Below are 17,416 nucleotides of genomic sequence, written 5' to 3'. Positions count from 1 at the left end.
AAATGATTCTTTTTTTTATATTACCCACTCCACTTTAAAAGTAACGGATGTATACTCGTTATGCTATTATACTTCACCAGATCATTCTGTAAGTTTAAAAGAAATTGGCGTAAAATATGGAAAACTATCGGCTACATCGGCTGATTTGAATGTTTTATTAGAACCACTGATATCTACAGCTCTACCAACAACACTGCCATTAAAGGTATAATTGGAGCCAGTTACTAAAATCGAACCATTGGGAGCGTATAAAATGCCTTTGAAATCATGTGCAGAACCGCTAAAGTCAATTGCTGCATCTGCTTTATAAGACGATTTATATCCAGAATACATACAAATATTGCTATTTGAAGCATAGCTTGTCGCGGAACCGGTAATGGTAATTTTTCCTTTAACATAAATGGAACCTGCGCCACTGAAGGAAATTCCAGTCAAATTGGCATTTCCTTCAACATAAACGGGTTGGTCAAGATTTAACGAACTGGCGTTTGCACTGGAAAAATTTCCTGAATAATACTGGCCGGCAGCGATTGCTTGTTCTTTAATCGTGGGAACAGCAGATGAAAAGTCTGGCATTTCGATATACGGAGAACCTGGTAATTTATTGGCAATGTTATTACCGACGACGGTGCCGACGCCTTCGCCATTATAAATAATAGTGCTGGTATTCGCATCAATATTGTAATTTCCATGAACGCTTCCATTGACAACATTAGTCAGTCCTGACATGGTTAAAACATTTTGTAGTCTAACAGAAAAACTGAGCGGATCCGGATATTTATTCCCTGAAAAAATTGCGTAATCAAAGGCAGCACCTAAACCAGACCCTGACTTTTGAGCAACTGCCCGGGCGGACACCTCTGTGTTTGTGAATCCCAATACCTGGGCAAAGGAGTACACAACAGTTTTTGTGCAGACCACTTCAATCTTATTGGCATCGCCATTATAGGGACTTGTAGCGATAACTTCTGTGGATAGTACCCCGTTTTTTCCGGCATATGTGATGGCGGTATTTTTGGCTGAAGTGGCCGTTGGCAAATTTCGTACACCGGCAAGGGCTGCTGCATCAGCAGCGTTTTGTAATCGTGTTTGTGTGTAAGAGACCATTCCTAAATCGATAACTAAGGCTGCAAAACCTAAAATGACCACCATTAATAAAGCGACAATGATAATAACATTTCCAGATTCATTGTTTTCTAATTCATTGATAAAGGCTTTTCGTTTTAGCTTTCTGATTATCGTTTGCATTTATTCCACCTTCATCGTACAGGATGAACTTAAATTCATGGTTTCACCCTGAACAAAAACACCAACAATCGGTGTTAAGATATCAATTTCATCACTAATTATGACGATCACATCACCCAGCTGAGGATTTGATACATTTGAAAATGTTATATCAATTTCAATTGTATCAGCGATGTTTTCCGGTGCAATCGCCCGGATATGATCTTCGATTGCTGTTTCACTGGTTGAATTAACGATTGCATAGCGTGCACCTTCTCGGGCACAATTATCAATGCTGTTCTGATTGGTAAATAACCAGCCAAAATCGATGATTCCACACAAAATCATAATCAAAATTGGCAGGGTGAGAGCAAGTTCAACAACAGCCTGTCCGTCTTCTTTTTTTATCCGTTTGATTATGTTTGCAAACATTTTTCCTCCCCGATCATTCCTCAATGAAGATCTAATTTAAAAAATCATCATAAAAATCAATTGTACAGCTTATAAAAAAGGCATATTGATAACGTCTGGCAGAAATTTCTACTCTGACGTTGCCAATATGCCACTGGTTTCTTCACAGCAAACACAATAACTACCGATAGATTTATAATGCTAATTGGGTTCCGATATCGGTAAAGAATTGACCAATCTGCGGTCCTAATAACCAGATAGCGGCAATGGCTGCCAATGCGATCCCGGCAATAATTAATCCATATTCGACCAAGCCCTGTCCATCTTCTTCTCTCATCATGTTTGTAAACAAATTTTTCATCGTAGTTCTCCTTTTAAATTATTTGATTTAGTTTTGTTAGTTGTGTATTGTTTTGTTTATTCTAAAGTGCCAACTGAGTTCCAATATCGGTAAAGAACTGACCAATTTGTGGTCCTAACAACCAGATAGCGGCAATGGCTGCCAATGCGATCCCGGCAATAATTAATCCATATTCGACCAAACCCTGTCCATCTTCTTCTCTCATCATCTGTGAAAACACGTTTTTCATTTCATTTTCTCCTTTTAATAGATAATTTATTTGTCTAACTAATAAATGTGATTATGCTGCTAATTGGGTTCCAATATCAGTAAACATCTGGCCGATTTGAGGGCCTAATAACCAGATAGCGGCAATGGCTGCTAGTGCGATCCCGGTAATAATCAATCCATATTCAACCAGTCCCTGTCCATCTTCTTCGCTCATCATCCGTGCAAATGCGTTTTTCATTTCTTTCTTCTCCTTTTAAATTACTGTTTTAATTCGCAATCGTAAATATTTCTTTGTTAGCCTTAAAATAACATTCCAAAATCTAATAGGTGATAGTTAGTATTTAAAAGATTTAAAATTAAGACTGATACAAAACCGGATGCCATAAACGGTCCCAAGGCAACCTTTGATTTTAAATTACCTTTTCCTCTGATTATCAGATAAATTGCATAGATCATCAGAAAGAATGTCATAATCATAATTGCCGATATAATGCCATAAGCTCCTAAACAAAAACCAACTGCTGCCGCATATTTTACATCTCCCCAACCAGCGCCCTTTCCTATCATTGCCGGTAAGAAGAAAATAATAAAACCAATCACTAAACCAAAAATATTCATCCCGATACTGGAAATAGGTTGTCCCGTTATGATGAATGCGCCACCGACAAAGATGGTCATTAATACCAGTTCATTGGGAATTTTTTTAATACTGATGTCTACCGCTGAAAGAATGATACAAATGGAAAAGAGCATCATACATTCCAGTGTTTTTGATTCCAGTCCATTGATCTTTACAAAGATCAGCCAGATCGTTGCATTCAGCATCGCCCAAACGATGGTTTTATAAAAGCTGCCTGAAAATTGATGGTGCTGCAGTGTGTTAACTCTTCGTTTGATCAAGTACACCGAAGATTTTTCCATCAATACCCCAACGACTGCTCCGATAATAAAAACCAGTACGGTTGTTGTAAATTGATTCATTGGCACCCCTCCATTAATTTTTTGGAATAAAAAAGCAACGATTTGACGCGTTGCACTAAAGGCGAATTAAATACACCTATCATCTGCAACTGGCTGTCATATAAATACTTATTTAGACCCTATAGCTTTGCGTCCTTACCTTTCGGTAAGTTTGCCGAATATTAAATTTTCCAACAGGAGACTTAAAGAATAAAAAAACAACGCTCTGACACGTTGCACTAAATACACCATAAAATGATGTGTTCTTGCAACTGGCTGTCATATAAAAAATTACTTAGACCCTAAAGCTTTGCGTCCTTACCTTTCGATAAGTTTGCTAAATATTCTATTGGCATCATGATAAGGCATTATCTTGCATATGTCAAGCGAATATTTCGTGAATATTTATTTTTCTATAAATATTTACAGTAATATCTAGTGACTGTTACCTTTCTTATATTATTGTTTTAAATTACAAAATTCATTTCAAGCGTTGTTGTTTCCGGATCTTCATTTGCCTATTTATGAATTATGTTGTAAATAATTGTTATTTAATTATCAACTATTAATTGTATTATAATAATCTAATATTGCCGCCATTTTTTTCTCTACTAAACTAAAATGACAGTTTTGAATATAGAGGGCTATAGAATGCTCTAGAAAAATAATATTGCATGATAATATATTATATGTATATTATTGCATCACTAAGCACTTCTTTTTTTTTATCCTAAAAACTTCCTTAATAAAAGATTAAATTATTGACATTCGACAAAAGCTATGATAAATTTTACTTAATGTTAGAATTAACTAACTAATTCTAAGATTGGAGGTTAGCGATGAGCATTGTTATCATTGGTGGAAACGATCGGATGATTTATCAATATAAAGACCTATGTAAAGAGTACAACTGCCGGGCCAAGGTATTCACTCAGATGCAGGGCGCTCTGAAGAAAAAAATAGGGGTGCCAGATTTAATTGTTTTATTTACGGGGACTGTCTCTCATAAAATGGTTAATTGTGCCATATTTGAAGCAAAAAGACTGAACCTGCCGCTGGCACGATCCCATACCAGCAGTTTGGCCGCCTTAAGAAATATTCTTGAAGAGCATTGTGCTCAATGTGAAAATCGTGACAAATGCCTGTTAAAATCATAGTTCCTGGGAGTAAAATCATGAGTGCTTTTGAACAAGAAATCATCCGCCACTGTTCTCCCATTCTAACATCTGAATTTGAGTGATCTTGCAGATTCATTGTTTATTTCAATCATCAGCCATCACGAAAGTGTGATTGTAAATTTTCTCGGCATCCATTGAATCTAATGGCTTACTAAAAAGATAGCCTTGAATATAATCACAACCACCACGTTTTAGTTGCAGATATTGATCCCATTCCTCAATACCTTCGGCTGTTATTTTTAATTTCAAACTATGAGCCAATAAAATTAAGCTGTCCATCACATTGTTGTTTTTAAGATTGAGAAATTTATCATTGATGGATTTATCCAGCTTAACCTTATCAACAGGAATATAGGTCAAATAATTCAACGAAGAATATCCGGTGCCAAAATCATCCAGGGCAATTCTCAAACCCGCAGCTTTCAGTTCCTGAAGAAATAACATGGTTTCATTATTATTTTCCAGCAAAATACTTTCTGTTATTTCGATTTCGATCAGTTCAGGTCTGATTTGGTTAGCTTTTAACAGTTGGGTTAAGTAAGTAATAAATGCTTTATCACTTAATTGTTTGCTGGAATAATTGATGGCAATTGTTTTTTCCCCCAGACCGCTCTTTCTCCAGGCGGCAAATTGTTCAATGGCTGCCTTGGCCACCCAACGACCAATATCAATAATCAAACCGGTTTCTTCTGCAACCGGTATAAATTGATCCGGCCGGATACGATGATTTTTTAGTCGCAGCAATGCTTCAAAACCATGAATTTGCCTCGTATTCAAATCAACTTGAGGCTGGTAAAGTAGTTTGAAACCATCTGTTTCTAAAGCTTCTCTCAAAATCGCTTCAATTTCTATTCGCGCATTCAAAGCGTTTTTCATATCATTATGATAAAAAATATAATTATTTTTTCCACTATGTTTGACATGATACATGGCGGTATCGGCATTCATAATAATTTGATTGATGTCGTTACTGTCTTCCGGAAAACAGGTAATACCCATACTGATATTGATAAAATTTGTTCTACCTTCAAGGATGAAGGCGTTTTCAAAAGCTTTTTTTGTCATTTGAGCGAATTTTTCAATTTCTTCCTTGTCATTAACATTCTCAAGTAAAATCAAAAATTCATCACCGCCTAACCGCGATACAAACATCTTTTCACGAGAGATGTTGTCAAGCTGATAAGCAATTTTTTCAAGGATTTTATCACCATAAACATGTCCTTGCGTATCGTTGATCTCCTTAAAATTATCAATATCAAATAGCAACACGGCGCCGGATCGATCAGCTTCCAGGACTTCAGTAAGTTTTTCCAGAAAGCTCATCCGATTTGGTAGTTTTGTTAAATAGTCATGGGTAGCAAGATATGCGATATAGTCTTCCTGCTCCTTCATTTTAGTTGTATCCATCAGGATGCCATGAATCTGTTTGATACTTCCATCTCCTCTGGCGATGGCCCTTCCCCGGATTAATATCCATTTTGTCTCGTTATTCTCATCTTCAATGGGTACCTGAATGTTTATTTCCTGCTTACTGCCTTGTAAATAAGCTTTGATTTCTGATATTAATGCTTCTCTGTATTCTGTATTTTTCAACAGGTTTAAGATAGTCTCAATGTTTTCATTTTCGTTAATTTTATGATTGGCAATCATTGAAAAATTATCAGACAAGTTGACTTCTTTCGTTTCTAAGTCCAACTCCCAGACTGCGCTATTTGTTATTTCAGTGGCAATTGCGTATTTCTGGTTCAGAATACCCACTTCCATTAGACTTTTTTCAATTACTTCATACTGATTCCTTAGTCGATCTTCCGTCTTAGCGAGATATTCATTGGTTCTTTGTAGCTTTTGGTAACTCTGACGCAGTTCTTTTTGAATTGTACGACGTTTCAGATTATCAACGATCAGTATGACCGTAATAACCAGAAGAAAGAACATTATCACGCCGATGCCGATTAAGATTTCCCGGTACGTTTCCAAAGGAGAGGGGTCTTTATTGACTAAAACGGCATTTTGCGGAATTAGGCTATCAGGAATTTTAAATAGCTTAATCAATTCATAATCAAATATATAATAATAGGGAGTCTCTTCGAAAAGACTCATCGTGGCAACAGAATTGCCGTTGAGAATTTCCATCACTAAATTACCGGATGTTCTTCCAATGGCCTCATAATCAATCAATTTCCCTCCGAAAATTCCTTTACCAATACCACCGATACTGGTGCGATAAATTGGAATGGTGGTATGGTTTTTGAGAAACTGATATTGCTCGTTCTGATTCATTACAGCCCCAGATTTGTCTTGATTCATGCTCAGGTACAAAAGAATCACATCATGATCCAGCTCTACCAGCGCTAGACCAAATTCATCAAAGGTATAATCTGATACATTTAAGACCCGGAATTCCATTTCATCAAAATCAGTTTGCGTTGCCAGGAATTGGCCCTGATCACCCTGTCCGGTTAGGGTTGAATCGACAATTCCAACAACGCTGCTAGCTTGGGGATTGAACTTCTTGGCGATTTCAATGGTTTCAACCATTGAAAACTTTTCAATCATGCCGGTGAAATAAGGACTCTCTGCCGCTTTCTTGCCCCGTTCCAAGTCATTGATTCCAAAGAATACTACCGGAATCTGGGGAAACAGCTCATCGTGATAGTCCATCATAAATTGCAAGGCATTATCATCCCCTACTAACACGGCATCGTAAGGTGGTAGATTTTTTAGCTTATAAGCCAGATGTTCATAAAATAGTCGTTTGTTCTCTGAAGTATCCAGTCGTTTGGTATCCATGTATTCTATTTCCATGGTAATGTTTTCTGCGAGTGCAGACTGAATCCCTTTTATTTGTTGCGGAACAGTGGGAAAACTCTCACTATAGGAACTGATAAACAATACCCGTTTACTATTATCCAGGGCTTGGCTGGTCAAGGGAAAACAGATCATGAAAATCAAACCAGTGAAGATAATTCCCAGCATTAGCAGGTTTTTATTTTTATTATTTTTAATTTTCATGATCTTCTCCTCGATTTCAAATGGTGTTAAAAAATCTCGTAAGTTTTGCTTCTTTATCGTTGTTTTTTTAAAATGAATTGATTGGTAAAGATGAACGACAATGCCAGTATCAATAGTCCAATGGATGATAAAATAAATTTCATACTCAGATTGTCTGTTGCCGCCTGGAAGGATATCATATTGAAAAGAAGCGGCGATATAAACATGCCCAAATTGACAGCTGCCGTAACAAGCGCGATGGCAGTCGCTTGGATCTCATTTTTGACGGCGTTAGCTGCCATAAAAATTCCAGATGGCATCACAATGCCGATCCCAAAACCAATAAAGATGGCGGCAACAAAAATACTTGTCAATGTTCCCTGGACGTATATAAGCCCCATGCCCAATCCCACAACGCTAATGCCAATGGGGATTGTCATTGTTCTTAACCGGCGTTTCAGTTTTCCGTATTGAATACCGGTAACCATCCCTGAAGCCGAAACCGCAGCATTGATCATTCCGCTAAGAGTAGCATCACCGTAGCCTTTACTGACGACCAGAAGGGCTATATTTGTTTGAAAAACAAAAAAGAAACTACCGAATAAAAAGATAAAAAAGGCAATAAAATAGACGTTGGCATTAAGTTTTCCGGAATCATCTGGGTTTTTCCGGGAATTCGCACGGATTGGCCGATCATGGGGCAGATACCGGATTACAATAAAAAGAACGGGTAGAAAAGCCAGGTAAACCAGATAGGCATGATTCCATTTGAAATTGGCCAGGAGTCCCGATGTAAATAGCAGCACCATACTGCCGCCGTTGAGAAATGCCGATTGGAGTCCCATCATCGCGCTGCTTTCTTCACCAGCAAAATAATCGGTTATTAAGGCCAGTGTCATCGTTGCGTTAATTCCTTGAGCGACACCAATTAGAACGCTGGAGAATAACAAAAATCCCATCGCCAGCGGTCCCAGAATCATCGCCATTAATCCCCCGGTTAAGCCGTTGGCAAGGCTGAAAATGACCAGACTTTTTTTTGATATCCGCATCGATAAGGGGCCAGCTACAAAAGCAAAAATAACCCCAAATAGCGCCGGAAGGGTTAGCACCATCTGAATGACAGATTCTTCCACATTCGGAAAATGCAGCTCAATATCTGCTAAAATTGCGGATGCTGTCATTGATATCATTAACAATGATGCAATTGATAAGATCGCCAGTTTTATTCGTTTAGTTTCCAAGGGCAACTCCATTTTTAAAAAATGCGGATGATTTTCATTCATAGTGTTGATTTATTTTTACCCATGATGACATGAAATATTCGGTCTCCATAGCAGCTATCCCAAACAAAGCTTATTATTTAGATCAGCTAGTATTAAGAATTGACATATTGTTGAATATTTACGCAATGGCCGGGAGGTTATTTGCTTTTTAACCCAAAAAAGAGAGAAAATATCCTCTCTTTTTTAATTCTAAAATACCGAAGAACATGATCTAATTCCGGATAATTTCAATTTTATAACCGTCTGGATCGGCAATGAAATAATAACGGGGTCGGCCATCGCTGCTGAGTCCTTTTGGCTGGGTAGGATGATAACCCTTTTCCTCATGGGCTGTCCAGGAGGCCTCAAGATCGTCAACTAAAACAGCTAAATGACCGTAGGCATTTCCTAAATCATAGGGTGCGACCTGCGCATAGTTATAAGTCAATTCCAATTGATGACCATTGGGATCATTATCTCCTAAAAATACCAGGGTAAATTTATTGGCTGGTTCATCCCGACGTCTTATTTCCTTAAATCCTAATGCCTCATTGTAAAATTGAATCGATCGTTCCAAATCCAATACCCGAATCATCGTATGTGCTATTTTATAATTTCCCATCATCGTCTCCTTTTTACGTTTAGTGATGATCACCGGAACACTTATCCGTTCCCTCAAAGTTTCTGATCAGTGGCAGGGTCCGCTTTTCCATCAGTTTAATGGCTTCCGCTACTGAATAACCGGAGCCCAGATAGCGGGTCACACAGCCATCAGCCAGAAGATCAAAGGCTTTCTCACTCAGAAAGTTACCGGTTATGATGCCCTCGCAATTCAAATCGATCACTTTTTGAGCCAGATCCGCAGCGGTTAAATCATTTGATATTGCAATTTCCTCGGTACTCATATCTGAAATTTTGACTACCAAAAACTTTTGATTTGCGTCAAAATTATCGGATATCAATGAATCTAAAGTTTTTCCATTCGTAGTCATAGCTATTTTCATTTATTCCTCCATTTAATTTGCAAATATTTCATATTGTTATTATGTCAATGGGGTGAGCATGCTTTTGTAAAAGGCGTAGGCTTTGGAAGATTTTCCGATGCAGTAACCGATATAGTGATCTAACAGATCATTAATTTTTATCGCCTCAGTCGGATTGACCTCCCGATCCTTAAGTTGTTTGATCGGCTGTTTTAAAAAATCCCGCAGCAATTCCAGCATGGCGGGGTTCAGCTTATAGAGATATCCTTCATTTTGTTCCCGACAGCCGCTGCAGATGATGCCATTGTTTTCAATGCTGAAGAGGCTTAAATCATGATCACCCTGACAAATCATGCATTTTTCCAGAACCGGGCGATAGCCCAAATAACTGACCAGTTTCATCTGAAAGGCGCCCACTAAGACCAGATCGTTTTTGGCTTTTCCGCCAGAGATATAAAACAATACGTGGAGCAGCAGCTTTAAAATTTCCGGGCTTTTCTGGTAAAATTCATAGGCATTATACATCAGATCCAGTAAATAAGAAGCCAATGCCATTTTGGTCAGATCATTCCGCAAGGGATAAAAGGCCTCAATTAAATTGGATTGATTGATGATGCCAAAGTTCTTGCCGGGATAATAAACAAATTCACTGTAGGCAAAGATCTGGGTGCTGGCCAGCAGGCCACTTTTCTGACGGCGGACACCCCGGGCAATGCATTGAATCTTACCTTCTTCTTCAGTGAAGATGGTCAGAATTTTATCTTGTTCTTTATAGGGTTGTTCTCTGATAACCAGACCCTTTGTTTTAATCAGCGCCATCATTCTCCCCAACAAAAGATTTATTCAAAATAGCCTAAATCTTTCAGATCAAAATTCTTATCCCGCCAATCCGATCGTACCTTCACCCATAGCTGCAGATTGATCTGCGATTTTAGAAAAAACTCAATATCTTTTCGGGCCTGAGTGCCAATCTTGGTCAGCATCGAGCCACCCTTGCCGATCAGGATCCCCTTGTGGGTTTTTCGCTCACAGAAGATGGTAGCTTCAATATCAATGATATCCTTCCCTTTTCGGGGTTTCATGGCGGTCACTTCCACGGCAATACCATGAGGAACCTCGTCATTTAAGAGGTTCAGGAGTTTTTCCCGGATCAGCTCCTGAACAATCCAGCGTTCTGACTGATCAATGATCATATCGGCCGGGAAAAACATCGGTCCCGGACTGAGCAGATCAGTGATAAGATCCAATAGTTCTTTAACCCCATCGCCTGAAACGGCGGAAATAGGAATAATTTCTCTGAGGAAATCATATTTTTGATAGGCCGCAATGGTAATTAAAACTTCTTCCTTGGGCAGCAGATCGATTTTATTGATAACTAAAATGACCGGTGTCTTACTGGCCTTGAGTTTTTCCAGGATATACTGGTCTCCCGGTCCGATTTTTGTTTCCGGTTCGACCAGATATAAGACCACGTCAACATCGGATACGGTGTTTTCAGCGGCTTTTTGCATATAGTCGCCTAAGCGGTTTTTGGGGCGGTGCATCCCCGGGGTATCGATAAAGACCATTTGAGCCTGTTCATCGGTATAAATACAGCGAATGGCATTTCGGGTAGTTTGGGGTTTGGCCGAGGTGATCACCAGTTTTTCTCCCATGATATTGTTAAGCAAGGTCGATTTCCCCACATTGGGGCGGCCGATAATGCTGATAAATCCAGATTTAAAGTTTTCGTTCATCATTCACATTCTTTCTCTGGTTAAAAAAACCAATTGATAATTTTAGGTAAAAAGATAATCAGTCCCACGCAAACCGACATGATCGCTGCCACCATAACGGCGCCAGCGGCGGTGTCCTTGGCGACCTTGGCCAGGTGATGGTATTCTTCGGTATAAAGATCCACCAGGGTTTCGATGGCGGTGTTGATGATTTCCAGGATAAACACAAAGCCAATCACAATCACCAGCGCCAGCCATTCAAAGCTCTCGATTTTAAAAATAAATCCAAAAGCCACAGCTAATACCCCGACGCCGAAGTGAATCCGCATGTTGGGCTGGGTTTTAAGGGTATATAAAATACCATCGATGGCAAAAGAAAAACTTTTCTTTAACTTTCTTCTGATCTTTCCCACCTCCTGTTTTTTGTCATTTGGATAAATATAGAGCGTAATATTTCAGGTCGATCGGGGATCTAGTCGTCACCCATAATTTCTTTTTCGATGCGCCGCATCATGGATTTTTCGTCATCTTCCATATGGTCATAACCCAATAGGTGCAATACACTATGCACCGACAGATAGGAAAGCTCCCGGGTCAGGGTGTTTCCGTATTCTTTGGCCTGCGTTTTGGCCTGTTGAACACAGATGACAATATCCCCCAGCAGCAGGGGTAGAAAGGGATTGTCTTTAATAATCGCTTCCCGATGAAGGATAAAATCTTCATACATCGGAAAGGACAGCACATCAGTGACCGTATCTTTGTCCCGGTACTCCGCGTTCAGAGATTTTATTTCAGCGGCGCTGACAAATGAAAAACTCACTTCGCATTCCACCTCAATTTCCTGATCGAGCAGGGTCCGTATCATGGCGTCTTCAATTTCTTCCAGGATGGTTTCGGCGATTTCAAAATCACTGCGATTATCATAAGCGACTACGAGCATATTATTTCCTCTCTGGGTTTCGTCAATTTATTTCTTTTTTTTGTTCGCCGCTTTGGCTTGTGCTTCTGTTCGTGCGGCGGCGCGCATGGCAGATTTTTTGGTATCTGTTAAGGACGTTTTTTCAGGGATCAGTTCATCATAGGGGGGCGTTGTCATATGAGAAAGCATGCCGAAACCATGGTTATAATCAATAATAGTGATACTCCCCAATTTAATGTCAAAATGCCATTTGCAGTCAAGCGGCAGATTCAGCATATTAGTCAGCATGCCGTGGATAGTACCGCCATGGGCAACCATCAGAATCGTTTCACCCTCATTCAATTCAGCTAAAAATTCGGCGCAGAGGTCATGGTATTCACTCTGGCTCTGACCCTCAGGTACGGCATAATCAATGTAGTTTTCCATCCATTGATCCCATTCAGCTTCAAAATTTTCAATGCATTCGTCCCGGGTTTTCCCTTCGAAAATACCAAAGTTGAACTCCCGCAGCCGGTGATCCACCTGAATCTCTTTCCCGGATGAATTTCCCACTTCCTTGGCGATTTTTAAGGCCCGGGAGGTCGGACTGGCAAAGATTTTATCAAATGACAGTTTCTCATCCAGCGCGATCAATTCTTCCACCAACAGCTCTTTCATTGCCTCGCCCCGAGGGGTATAGTCAGATTCGGTGTGGCCATTGAGGCGATGCTCCACGTTTCCATATGTCTCGACATGTCTTACCATTACAAGTTTCATCTATTCTTCCTTACGTCATTTTTAAACTTTTACTATATTATAACTCATTTTTAACCGGGAAACCAAAATATTTTTGCTAACACCCACCTTTTTAGTTATAATTAATAAAGTACCTTAGAAAGGAAGTCACCATGGAAAAAACAAAAAAACAAGCTCTTTTAGCTGATCTGGGTCTCGTGGCCGTGGCATTTGTCTGGGGCAGCGGTTTTGTTGCTTCGAAAAATGCCCTGGATTCGATGTCACCGATGATGCTGATGGCGGTCAGATTTACAGTTGCCGCCCTGTTATCCGGATTTATCTTCCGGAAAAATTTAAAAAATGTCGCTAAAGAAACCATTAAGGCCGGTTGTGTTATCGGATTTTTTCTGTTTACTGCTTTTGCTGCCCAGATGATTGGCCTGCAATATATGCTAGCCGGAAAACAGGCCTTTTTAACAGCCACTAATGTCATTATGGTGCCCTTTATTTATTGGGCGGTCAAAAAACAACGACCGGATCAGTACAATTTTGTGGCGGCCTTTATTATGCTGTTGGGACTGGCGTTACTGACCATCGATTTTTCGGTTGGGTTTTCCTTCAATCCCGGGGATACCTTAACGCTGCTATGCGCCTTTTTATATGCCTGTCATATTGTGGTTGTGGGCATCTACTCAAAAGAGCATGATCCGATTGCGCTGACGGTAATTCAGCTTGGTTTTGCTGCGGTGGTATCCCTGGCCTATGTTTTTATCTCCGGAGAATTTACCCTGGCCATCCCGGTGCCCGGTCTTTTGAATGGCTTATATCTGGGGATATTCTGCACCTTCCTGGCTTTTTTAGGCCAGACGGTGGCGCAGAAATATACCAACTCCACCCATGCCGCTATTATTCTCAGTCTGGAGGCCGTTTTTGGAAGCCTGTTGTCCATTCTCATCCTTAATGATAACTTTACTTCCCTGATGTTTTTGGGCTGTCTGATCATTTTTCTGGGGATCCTCACCGCTGAAACCAAGTGGTCTTTTCTTAAACCATTATTTCTTAAAACAAAACCGGAAAATTCTGAAAAAATTACTGAGATTTAGCTTTTTCTTTACAGATTAATTCCCAATATGCTATGATAACCTCCAATCGCAAGAATAATTGCAGAGGAGGTTTTTTTTTGAAAACTCAATTTAATATTGGAAATCTGGAATTTTCCAAACCCATCGTCCAGGGTGGCATGGGGATTGGTATTTCCCTTTCCAACCTGGCTGGAAACGTCTCAAAGTTTGGCGGCCTCGGGGTCTTGTCGGCTGTAGAAATGGGTTCTGATTACCCGAACTACCAGAAAAATCCGAAAGAAGCCAACCGACAGGCCATGGTGGATCACTTTAAGCGGGCCAAAGAAATATCCGGTAATCGTCCCATTGGGATTAATATTATGGTGGCCTTGACCCAATACGAGCAACTGGTCAAGGATGCTGTGCAAACCGGTTATGACATTATTTTTGCCGGTGCTGGTCTGCCTTTAACGCTACCGGAATTGACCCGTAATTCCTTAACTAAAATCGCCCCGATTATTTCTTCTAAACGGGTCGCCAAACTGATTCTAAAACATTGGTGGCGTCACTATGAAGTCACTCCGGATGCCATTGTCCTGGAAGGCCCACTGGCTGGCGGTCATTTAGGCTTTAAAAATGAGGATCTTACCCCGGAACGGCTGGCTGAACAAACGCTGCCCTCGCTGATTCCCGGTGTCCTGGAAGAAATCAAACCCTATGAAGATCTGGTCGGACGACATATTCCCTTAATCGCCGGCGGCGGGATTACCACAGCAGCCGATGTCCGGGAAACCCTGTTAGCCGGTGCCGATGCGGTGCAGATCGGTTCCCGATTCGTGGCTACCGAAGAATGTGATGCCTCCCAGGTATTTAAAGAGGCCCTTGTCAATGCCAAACAAACCGATATCGAAATCATTGTCAGTCCTGCCGGTTTGCCGGGTCGGGCGATTCATAACCGCTTTCTGGAAGAGGTCAAATCAGGACTGCGACATCCCAAAAATTGTCCCATTAATTGCATTAAATCCTGTGATTACAAAACCGCTCCCTACTGTATCGGTCTGGCGCTGATTGCCGGGAAAGAGGGCGATCTGGAAAACGGCTATGTTTTTTCCGGGGCCAATGCCTACAAGATCGATGAGATCACAACGGTCGAAGCCTTAATGCGTGAATTGACGAAAGAATTAAAATAAATGATCTGTTTGTCCGACATTCATTTATCGATCCGTTAAATCTTAATGAGCCCTAAGAAAACTGTTAATATCTGTGCTTTTCTTGACAAATATTTTTTTAGGGCTATAATTAGTTAGACAATCTAATGATATTGGAGGTGACCCTTTGGACTCTTTTTCTTCCCAACTCAACGCCGTTCTGGTCGATACATTCAATAATATTTTAAAGTTTGAAGAAGATTTACTCAAGCGATCTACGAATATTGATTTATCAATCAACGAAATGCACCTGATTGAGCATGTGGGAAAAAACAAAAATGATGGAAGAACCATAAGTGATCTTGCCCAAAGTCTTAATATTACCCTCCCTTCTGTCACTGTAGCGATCAATAAACTGGCTAAGAAAGGGTATGTAAAGAAAGAGAAGAGCAATACCGATGGACGGGTTGTATACGTCCGGCTCACTGATAAGGGTTTGCGGATCGATAAAATTCACCAGTATTTTCATGTAAAAATGGTGAAAGATATTTCTAAAGAAATGACTGATGAAGAAAAAGAAGTATTAATTCATGGCATGGAAAAATTAAATGGTTTTTTCAAAAAAAAATTATCAAGATTATCTGACGAAAATGAAACGTCTGAGCCTTGATTCCTGGAGGAACAAATGTCCTTTACAATTATCGGAACCGGTTCTGCATTGCCAAAAACAATTCAGACCAATCACGACCTCGCCCAGTTTCTGGATACTTCCAACGAATGGATTGTGACCAGAACGGGCATTGAAGCCCGGCATATCTGTGTCGAAGAATCGATTCTGGATATTTCGCTGGCAGCCAGTATAAATGCCCTGGAAAATGCCCAAATAAAACCCGAAGAACTGGATCTTATTATCTGCCCGACCCTGGGCGGCGATACCGTTACCCCATCCCTGGCCTGCCTGGTTCAGGAGAAGTTGGGGGCGAACTGCCCCAGCTTTGATCTCAATGCGGCCTGCTCCGGCTTTGTCTATGGGCTGGATGTAGCCGATGCTTATTTTTCCCGGAATGATGACATGAAAATTCTGGTCATTGCGGTGGACGCCATGTCCAAGCTGGTGGACTGGCAGGATCGGGCGACGGCCGTTCTTTTCGGCGACGGTGCCGGTGCTGCGGTGCTGGCCAGCGGCAACAGTCTCAAATCGATTCAGTTGACCTCCGTCGGCAACCGGCATGCCTTAAGCATTCCCTGGCCGAAAGGAAATCATCCCCTGACTCAAAATCAGCCCAGCCCGGCCCCCTATCTGCTGATGGATGGCCCGGAAGTTTATCGTTTTGCGGTAGCGGCCATCTGCAGTGACTTACGCTCAGTGGCAAAAGCCGCCGGCCTTGAACTGGCCGATCTGGATTATATCATCCCCCACCAGGCCAACCTGCGGATTATCGAAGGGGCGGCCAAACGCCTGAAACTGCCAATGGACAAATTTGTCCTGCGCGTCAACGGCTGCGGCAATACCTCAGCCGCCAGTATCCCCCTGGTACTGGACGAACTTAACCGCAGTAACACTTTTAAACCCGGCACCCGGATTGCCTTAACCGCCTTCGGCGGTGGCCTGACAACCGGCGCCTGCGTTATCGAATGGGCCTGATCATCATACGGCATCAATTTAGTTATTAAAAAGACTTCAGATTAAAGTCAAAAGTAGTACCGACAATTGTTACATCATGTTGTATGCATCAGAGCGGACACGGCGATAGCCTGTCCGATTCTGCGCGAAGGCAACGAGCCAATCATAAGCTTGCTTATAGTTGGCGACTGCCCGCGACTCATGCGAAAAGAGCGTGGCGAATTTCGCATAGTGCAGCATACAACAGATTAACAATTGGTCGGTACGGGATCTTAATCAAAAATTTATTTATAATCTTAGGAGGATTAATCAAATGGTATTAGAAAAAGTAGTGGAAATTTTACGGAATTACAAAGATGAACAAGATCTGGAAGTAACCATGGATTCAACATTCGAAGAGCTGGAACTGGATTCTCTGGATACCGTCGAACTGGTGATGGAAATTGAAGAAGCCTTTGATACCAGCATTGAAATGGATGGCGAAATTAAAACCATTGGTGATGTGGTAACCCTGATCGAAAAAGCAATCGCTTAGGTGAAATAGCATGATTAAAACACCACTCTGCGATCTTTTAAACATTGAATTTCCCATTCTTCAAGGAGGAATGGCGTGGATATCCGATGCTCAGCTTGCAGCTGCCGTGTCAAATGC

22 protein-coding genes and 2 riboswitches are annotated in these 17,416 nt (G+C 40.9%); of the genes, 7 read left to right on the top strand and 15 right to left on the bottom strand.

Annotation, left to right across the window (positions count from 1 at the left end; genetic code table 11):
* Positions 1-81: 81 nt before the first annotated feature.
* The 6 genes from ACEW8F_RS14515 to ACEW8F_RS14490 all read right to left on the bottom strand — a co-directional run bounded on the left by ACEW8F_RS14515 (position 82) and on the right by ACEW8F_RS14490 (position 3,190).
* Positions 82-1,248 (bottom strand): pilus assembly protein TadG-related protein, encoded by a 1,167-nt coding sequence (locus ACEW8F_RS14515; RefSeq protein WP_373484179.1) that lies wholly within the window; start codon positions 1,246-1,248, stop codon positions 82-84.
* On the bottom strand, positions 1,249-1,659 hold the full coding sequence (locus ACEW8F_RS14510; RefSeq protein ID WP_373484178.1) for a TadE/TadG family type IV pilus assembly protein: 411 nt from the start codon (positions 1,657-1,659) through the stop codon (positions 1,249-1,251). It lies immediately after the preceding gene.
* A 172-nt stretch (positions 1,660-1,831) separates the two neighbouring features.
* A complete protein-coding gene (locus ACEW8F_RS14505; RefSeq protein WP_111886960.1) occupies positions 1,832-1,999 on the bottom strand; it encodes a Flp family type IVb pilin in 168 nt (55 codons plus the stop codon).
* 61 nt (positions 2,000-2,060) lie between these two features.
* Entirely contained in the window at positions 2,061-2,228 is a 168-nt protein-coding gene (locus tag ACEW8F_RS14500) for a Flp family type IVb pilin (RefSeq protein WP_373484177.1), read from the bottom strand.
* Positions 2,229-2,279: 51 nt separating this feature from the next.
* Positions 2,280-2,447, bottom strand: a complete 168-nt coding sequence (locus tag ACEW8F_RS14495; RefSeq protein WP_373484176.1) for a Flp family type IVb pilin — start codon at positions 2,445-2,447, stop codon at positions 2,280-2,282.
* 62 nt (positions 2,448-2,509) lie between these two features.
* Complete coding sequence (locus tag ACEW8F_RS14490; RefSeq protein WP_373484175.1) at positions 2,510-3,190, bottom strand: prepilin peptidase; 681 nt, start codon at positions 3,188-3,190, stop codon at positions 2,510-2,512.
* 81 nt (positions 3,191-3,271) lie between these two features.
* A riboswitch (cyclic di-GMP riboswitch) is annotated at positions 3,272-3,356 on the bottom strand.
* Positions 3,357-3,433: 77 nt separating this feature from the next.
* Positions 3,434-3,518, bottom strand: a riboswitch (cyclic di-GMP riboswitch).
* Positions 3,519-4,008: 490 nt separating this feature from the next.
* On the opposite strand from ACEW8F_RS14490, the gene ACEW8F_RS14485 reads away from it, so the two are divergent.
* Positions 4,009-4,326 (top strand): DUF2325 domain-containing protein, encoded by a 318-nt coding sequence (locus ACEW8F_RS14485; RefSeq protein WP_373484174.1) that lies wholly within the window; start codon positions 4,009-4,011, stop codon positions 4,324-4,326.
* Positions 4,327-4,431: 105 nt separating this feature from the next.
* Here the strand turns inward: ACEW8F_RS14485 and ACEW8F_RS14480 are convergent, their stop codons facing one another.
* The 9 genes from ACEW8F_RS14480 to ACEW8F_RS14440 form a co-directional block, all read right to left on the bottom strand.
* Positions 4,432-7,359, bottom strand: a complete 2,928-nt coding sequence (locus ACEW8F_RS14480; RefSeq protein WP_373484173.1) for an EAL domain-containing protein — start codon at positions 7,357-7,359, stop codon at positions 4,432-4,434.
* 53 nt (positions 7,360-7,412) lie between these two features.
* On the bottom strand, positions 7,413-8,579 hold the full coding sequence (locus tag ACEW8F_RS14475; RefSeq protein ID WP_373484172.1) for an MFS transporter: 1,167 nt from the start codon (positions 8,577-8,579) through the stop codon (positions 7,413-7,415).
* A 253-nt stretch (positions 8,580-8,832) separates the two neighbouring features.
* Positions 8,833-9,222, bottom strand: coding sequence for a VOC family protein (locus ACEW8F_RS14470; RefSeq protein WP_373484207.1), 390 nt, complete (start codon positions 9,220-9,222; stop codon positions 8,833-8,835).
* Between the two features lie 19 nt (positions 9,223-9,241).
* Entirely contained in the window at positions 9,242-9,604 is a 363-nt protein-coding gene (locus ACEW8F_RS14465) for a hypothetical protein (protein ID WP_373484171.1), read from the bottom strand.
* Between the two features lie 39 nt (positions 9,605-9,643).
* Positions 9,644-10,405, bottom strand: coding sequence for a DNA repair protein RecO (gene recO, locus ACEW8F_RS14460; RefSeq protein ID WP_373484170.1), 762 nt, complete (start codon positions 10,403-10,405; stop codon positions 9,644-9,646).
* Positions 10,406-10,422: 17 nt separating this feature from the next.
* Entirely contained in the window at positions 10,423-11,319 is an 897-nt protein-coding gene (gene era / locus ACEW8F_RS14455) for a GTPase Era (protein WP_373484206.1), read from the bottom strand.
* Positions 11,320-11,339: 20 nt separating this feature from the next.
* Positions 11,340-11,711: a diacylglycerol kinase family protein gene (locus ACEW8F_RS14450; protein WP_373484169.1), complete on the bottom strand. Its 372-nt coding sequence runs from the start codon at positions 11,709-11,711 to the stop codon at positions 11,340-11,342.
* Positions 11,712-11,770: 59 nt separating this feature from the next.
* The gene (ybeY, locus tag ACEW8F_RS14445; RefSeq protein ID WP_373484168.1) at positions 11,771-12,238 is read right to left on the bottom strand and encodes an rRNA maturation RNase YbeY; all 468 of its coding nucleotides are present in this window, start codon (positions 12,236-12,238) and stop codon (positions 11,771-11,773) included.
* Between the two features lie 27 nt (positions 12,239-12,265).
* Positions 12,266-12,973, bottom strand: coding sequence for a histidine phosphatase family protein (locus ACEW8F_RS14440; protein WP_373484167.1), 708 nt, complete (start codon positions 12,971-12,973; stop codon positions 12,266-12,268).
* A 131-nt stretch (positions 12,974-13,104) separates the two neighbouring features.
* Between ACEW8F_RS14440 and ACEW8F_RS14435 the strand changes: the two genes are divergently transcribed.
* The 6 genes from ACEW8F_RS14435 to ACEW8F_RS14410 all read left to right on the top strand — a co-directional run.
* Positions 13,105-14,034 carry a DMT family transporter gene (locus ACEW8F_RS14435; RefSeq protein ID WP_373484166.1) on the top strand — a complete coding sequence of 310 codons (930 nt, stop codon included), beginning with the start codon at positions 13,105-13,107 and terminating at the stop codon, positions 14,032-14,034.
* 77 nt (positions 14,035-14,111) lie between these two features.
* The gene (locus ACEW8F_RS14430; protein ID WP_373484165.1) at positions 14,112-15,182 is read left to right on the top strand and encodes an NAD(P)H-dependent flavin oxidoreductase; all 1,071 of its coding nucleotides are present in this window, start codon (positions 14,112-14,114) and stop codon (positions 15,180-15,182) included.
* A gap of 145 nt (positions 15,183-15,327) precedes the next feature.
* Positions 15,328-15,810: a MarR family winged helix-turn-helix transcriptional regulator gene (locus tag ACEW8F_RS14425; RefSeq protein WP_373484164.1), complete on the top strand. Its 483-nt coding sequence runs from the start codon at positions 15,328-15,330 to the stop codon at positions 15,808-15,810.
* Between the two features lie 15 nt (positions 15,811-15,825).
* Positions 15,826-16,785, top strand: coding sequence for a beta-ketoacyl-ACP synthase III (locus tag ACEW8F_RS14420; RefSeq protein WP_373484163.1), 960 nt, complete (start codon positions 15,826-15,828; stop codon positions 16,783-16,785).
* Between the two features lie 292 nt (positions 16,786-17,077).
* Entirely contained in the window at positions 17,078-17,299 is a 222-nt protein-coding gene (locus ACEW8F_RS14415) for an acyl carrier protein (protein WP_373484162.1), read from the top strand.
* A gap of 10 nt (positions 17,300-17,309) precedes the next feature.
* Positions 17,310-17,416: nitronate monooxygenase (locus tag ACEW8F_RS14410; RefSeq protein WP_373484205.1), on the top strand; the 107-nt coding region annotated here is incomplete at its 3' end.

This window comes from Acetobacterium sp. (assembly GCF_041752335.1).
Classification (GTDB): domain Bacteria; phylum Bacillota; class Clostridia; order Eubacteriales; family Eubacteriaceae; genus Acetobacterium.
Note: the sequence above shows the minus strand (reverse complement) of the source record. Positions and strands in the feature narration are given on the sequence as shown.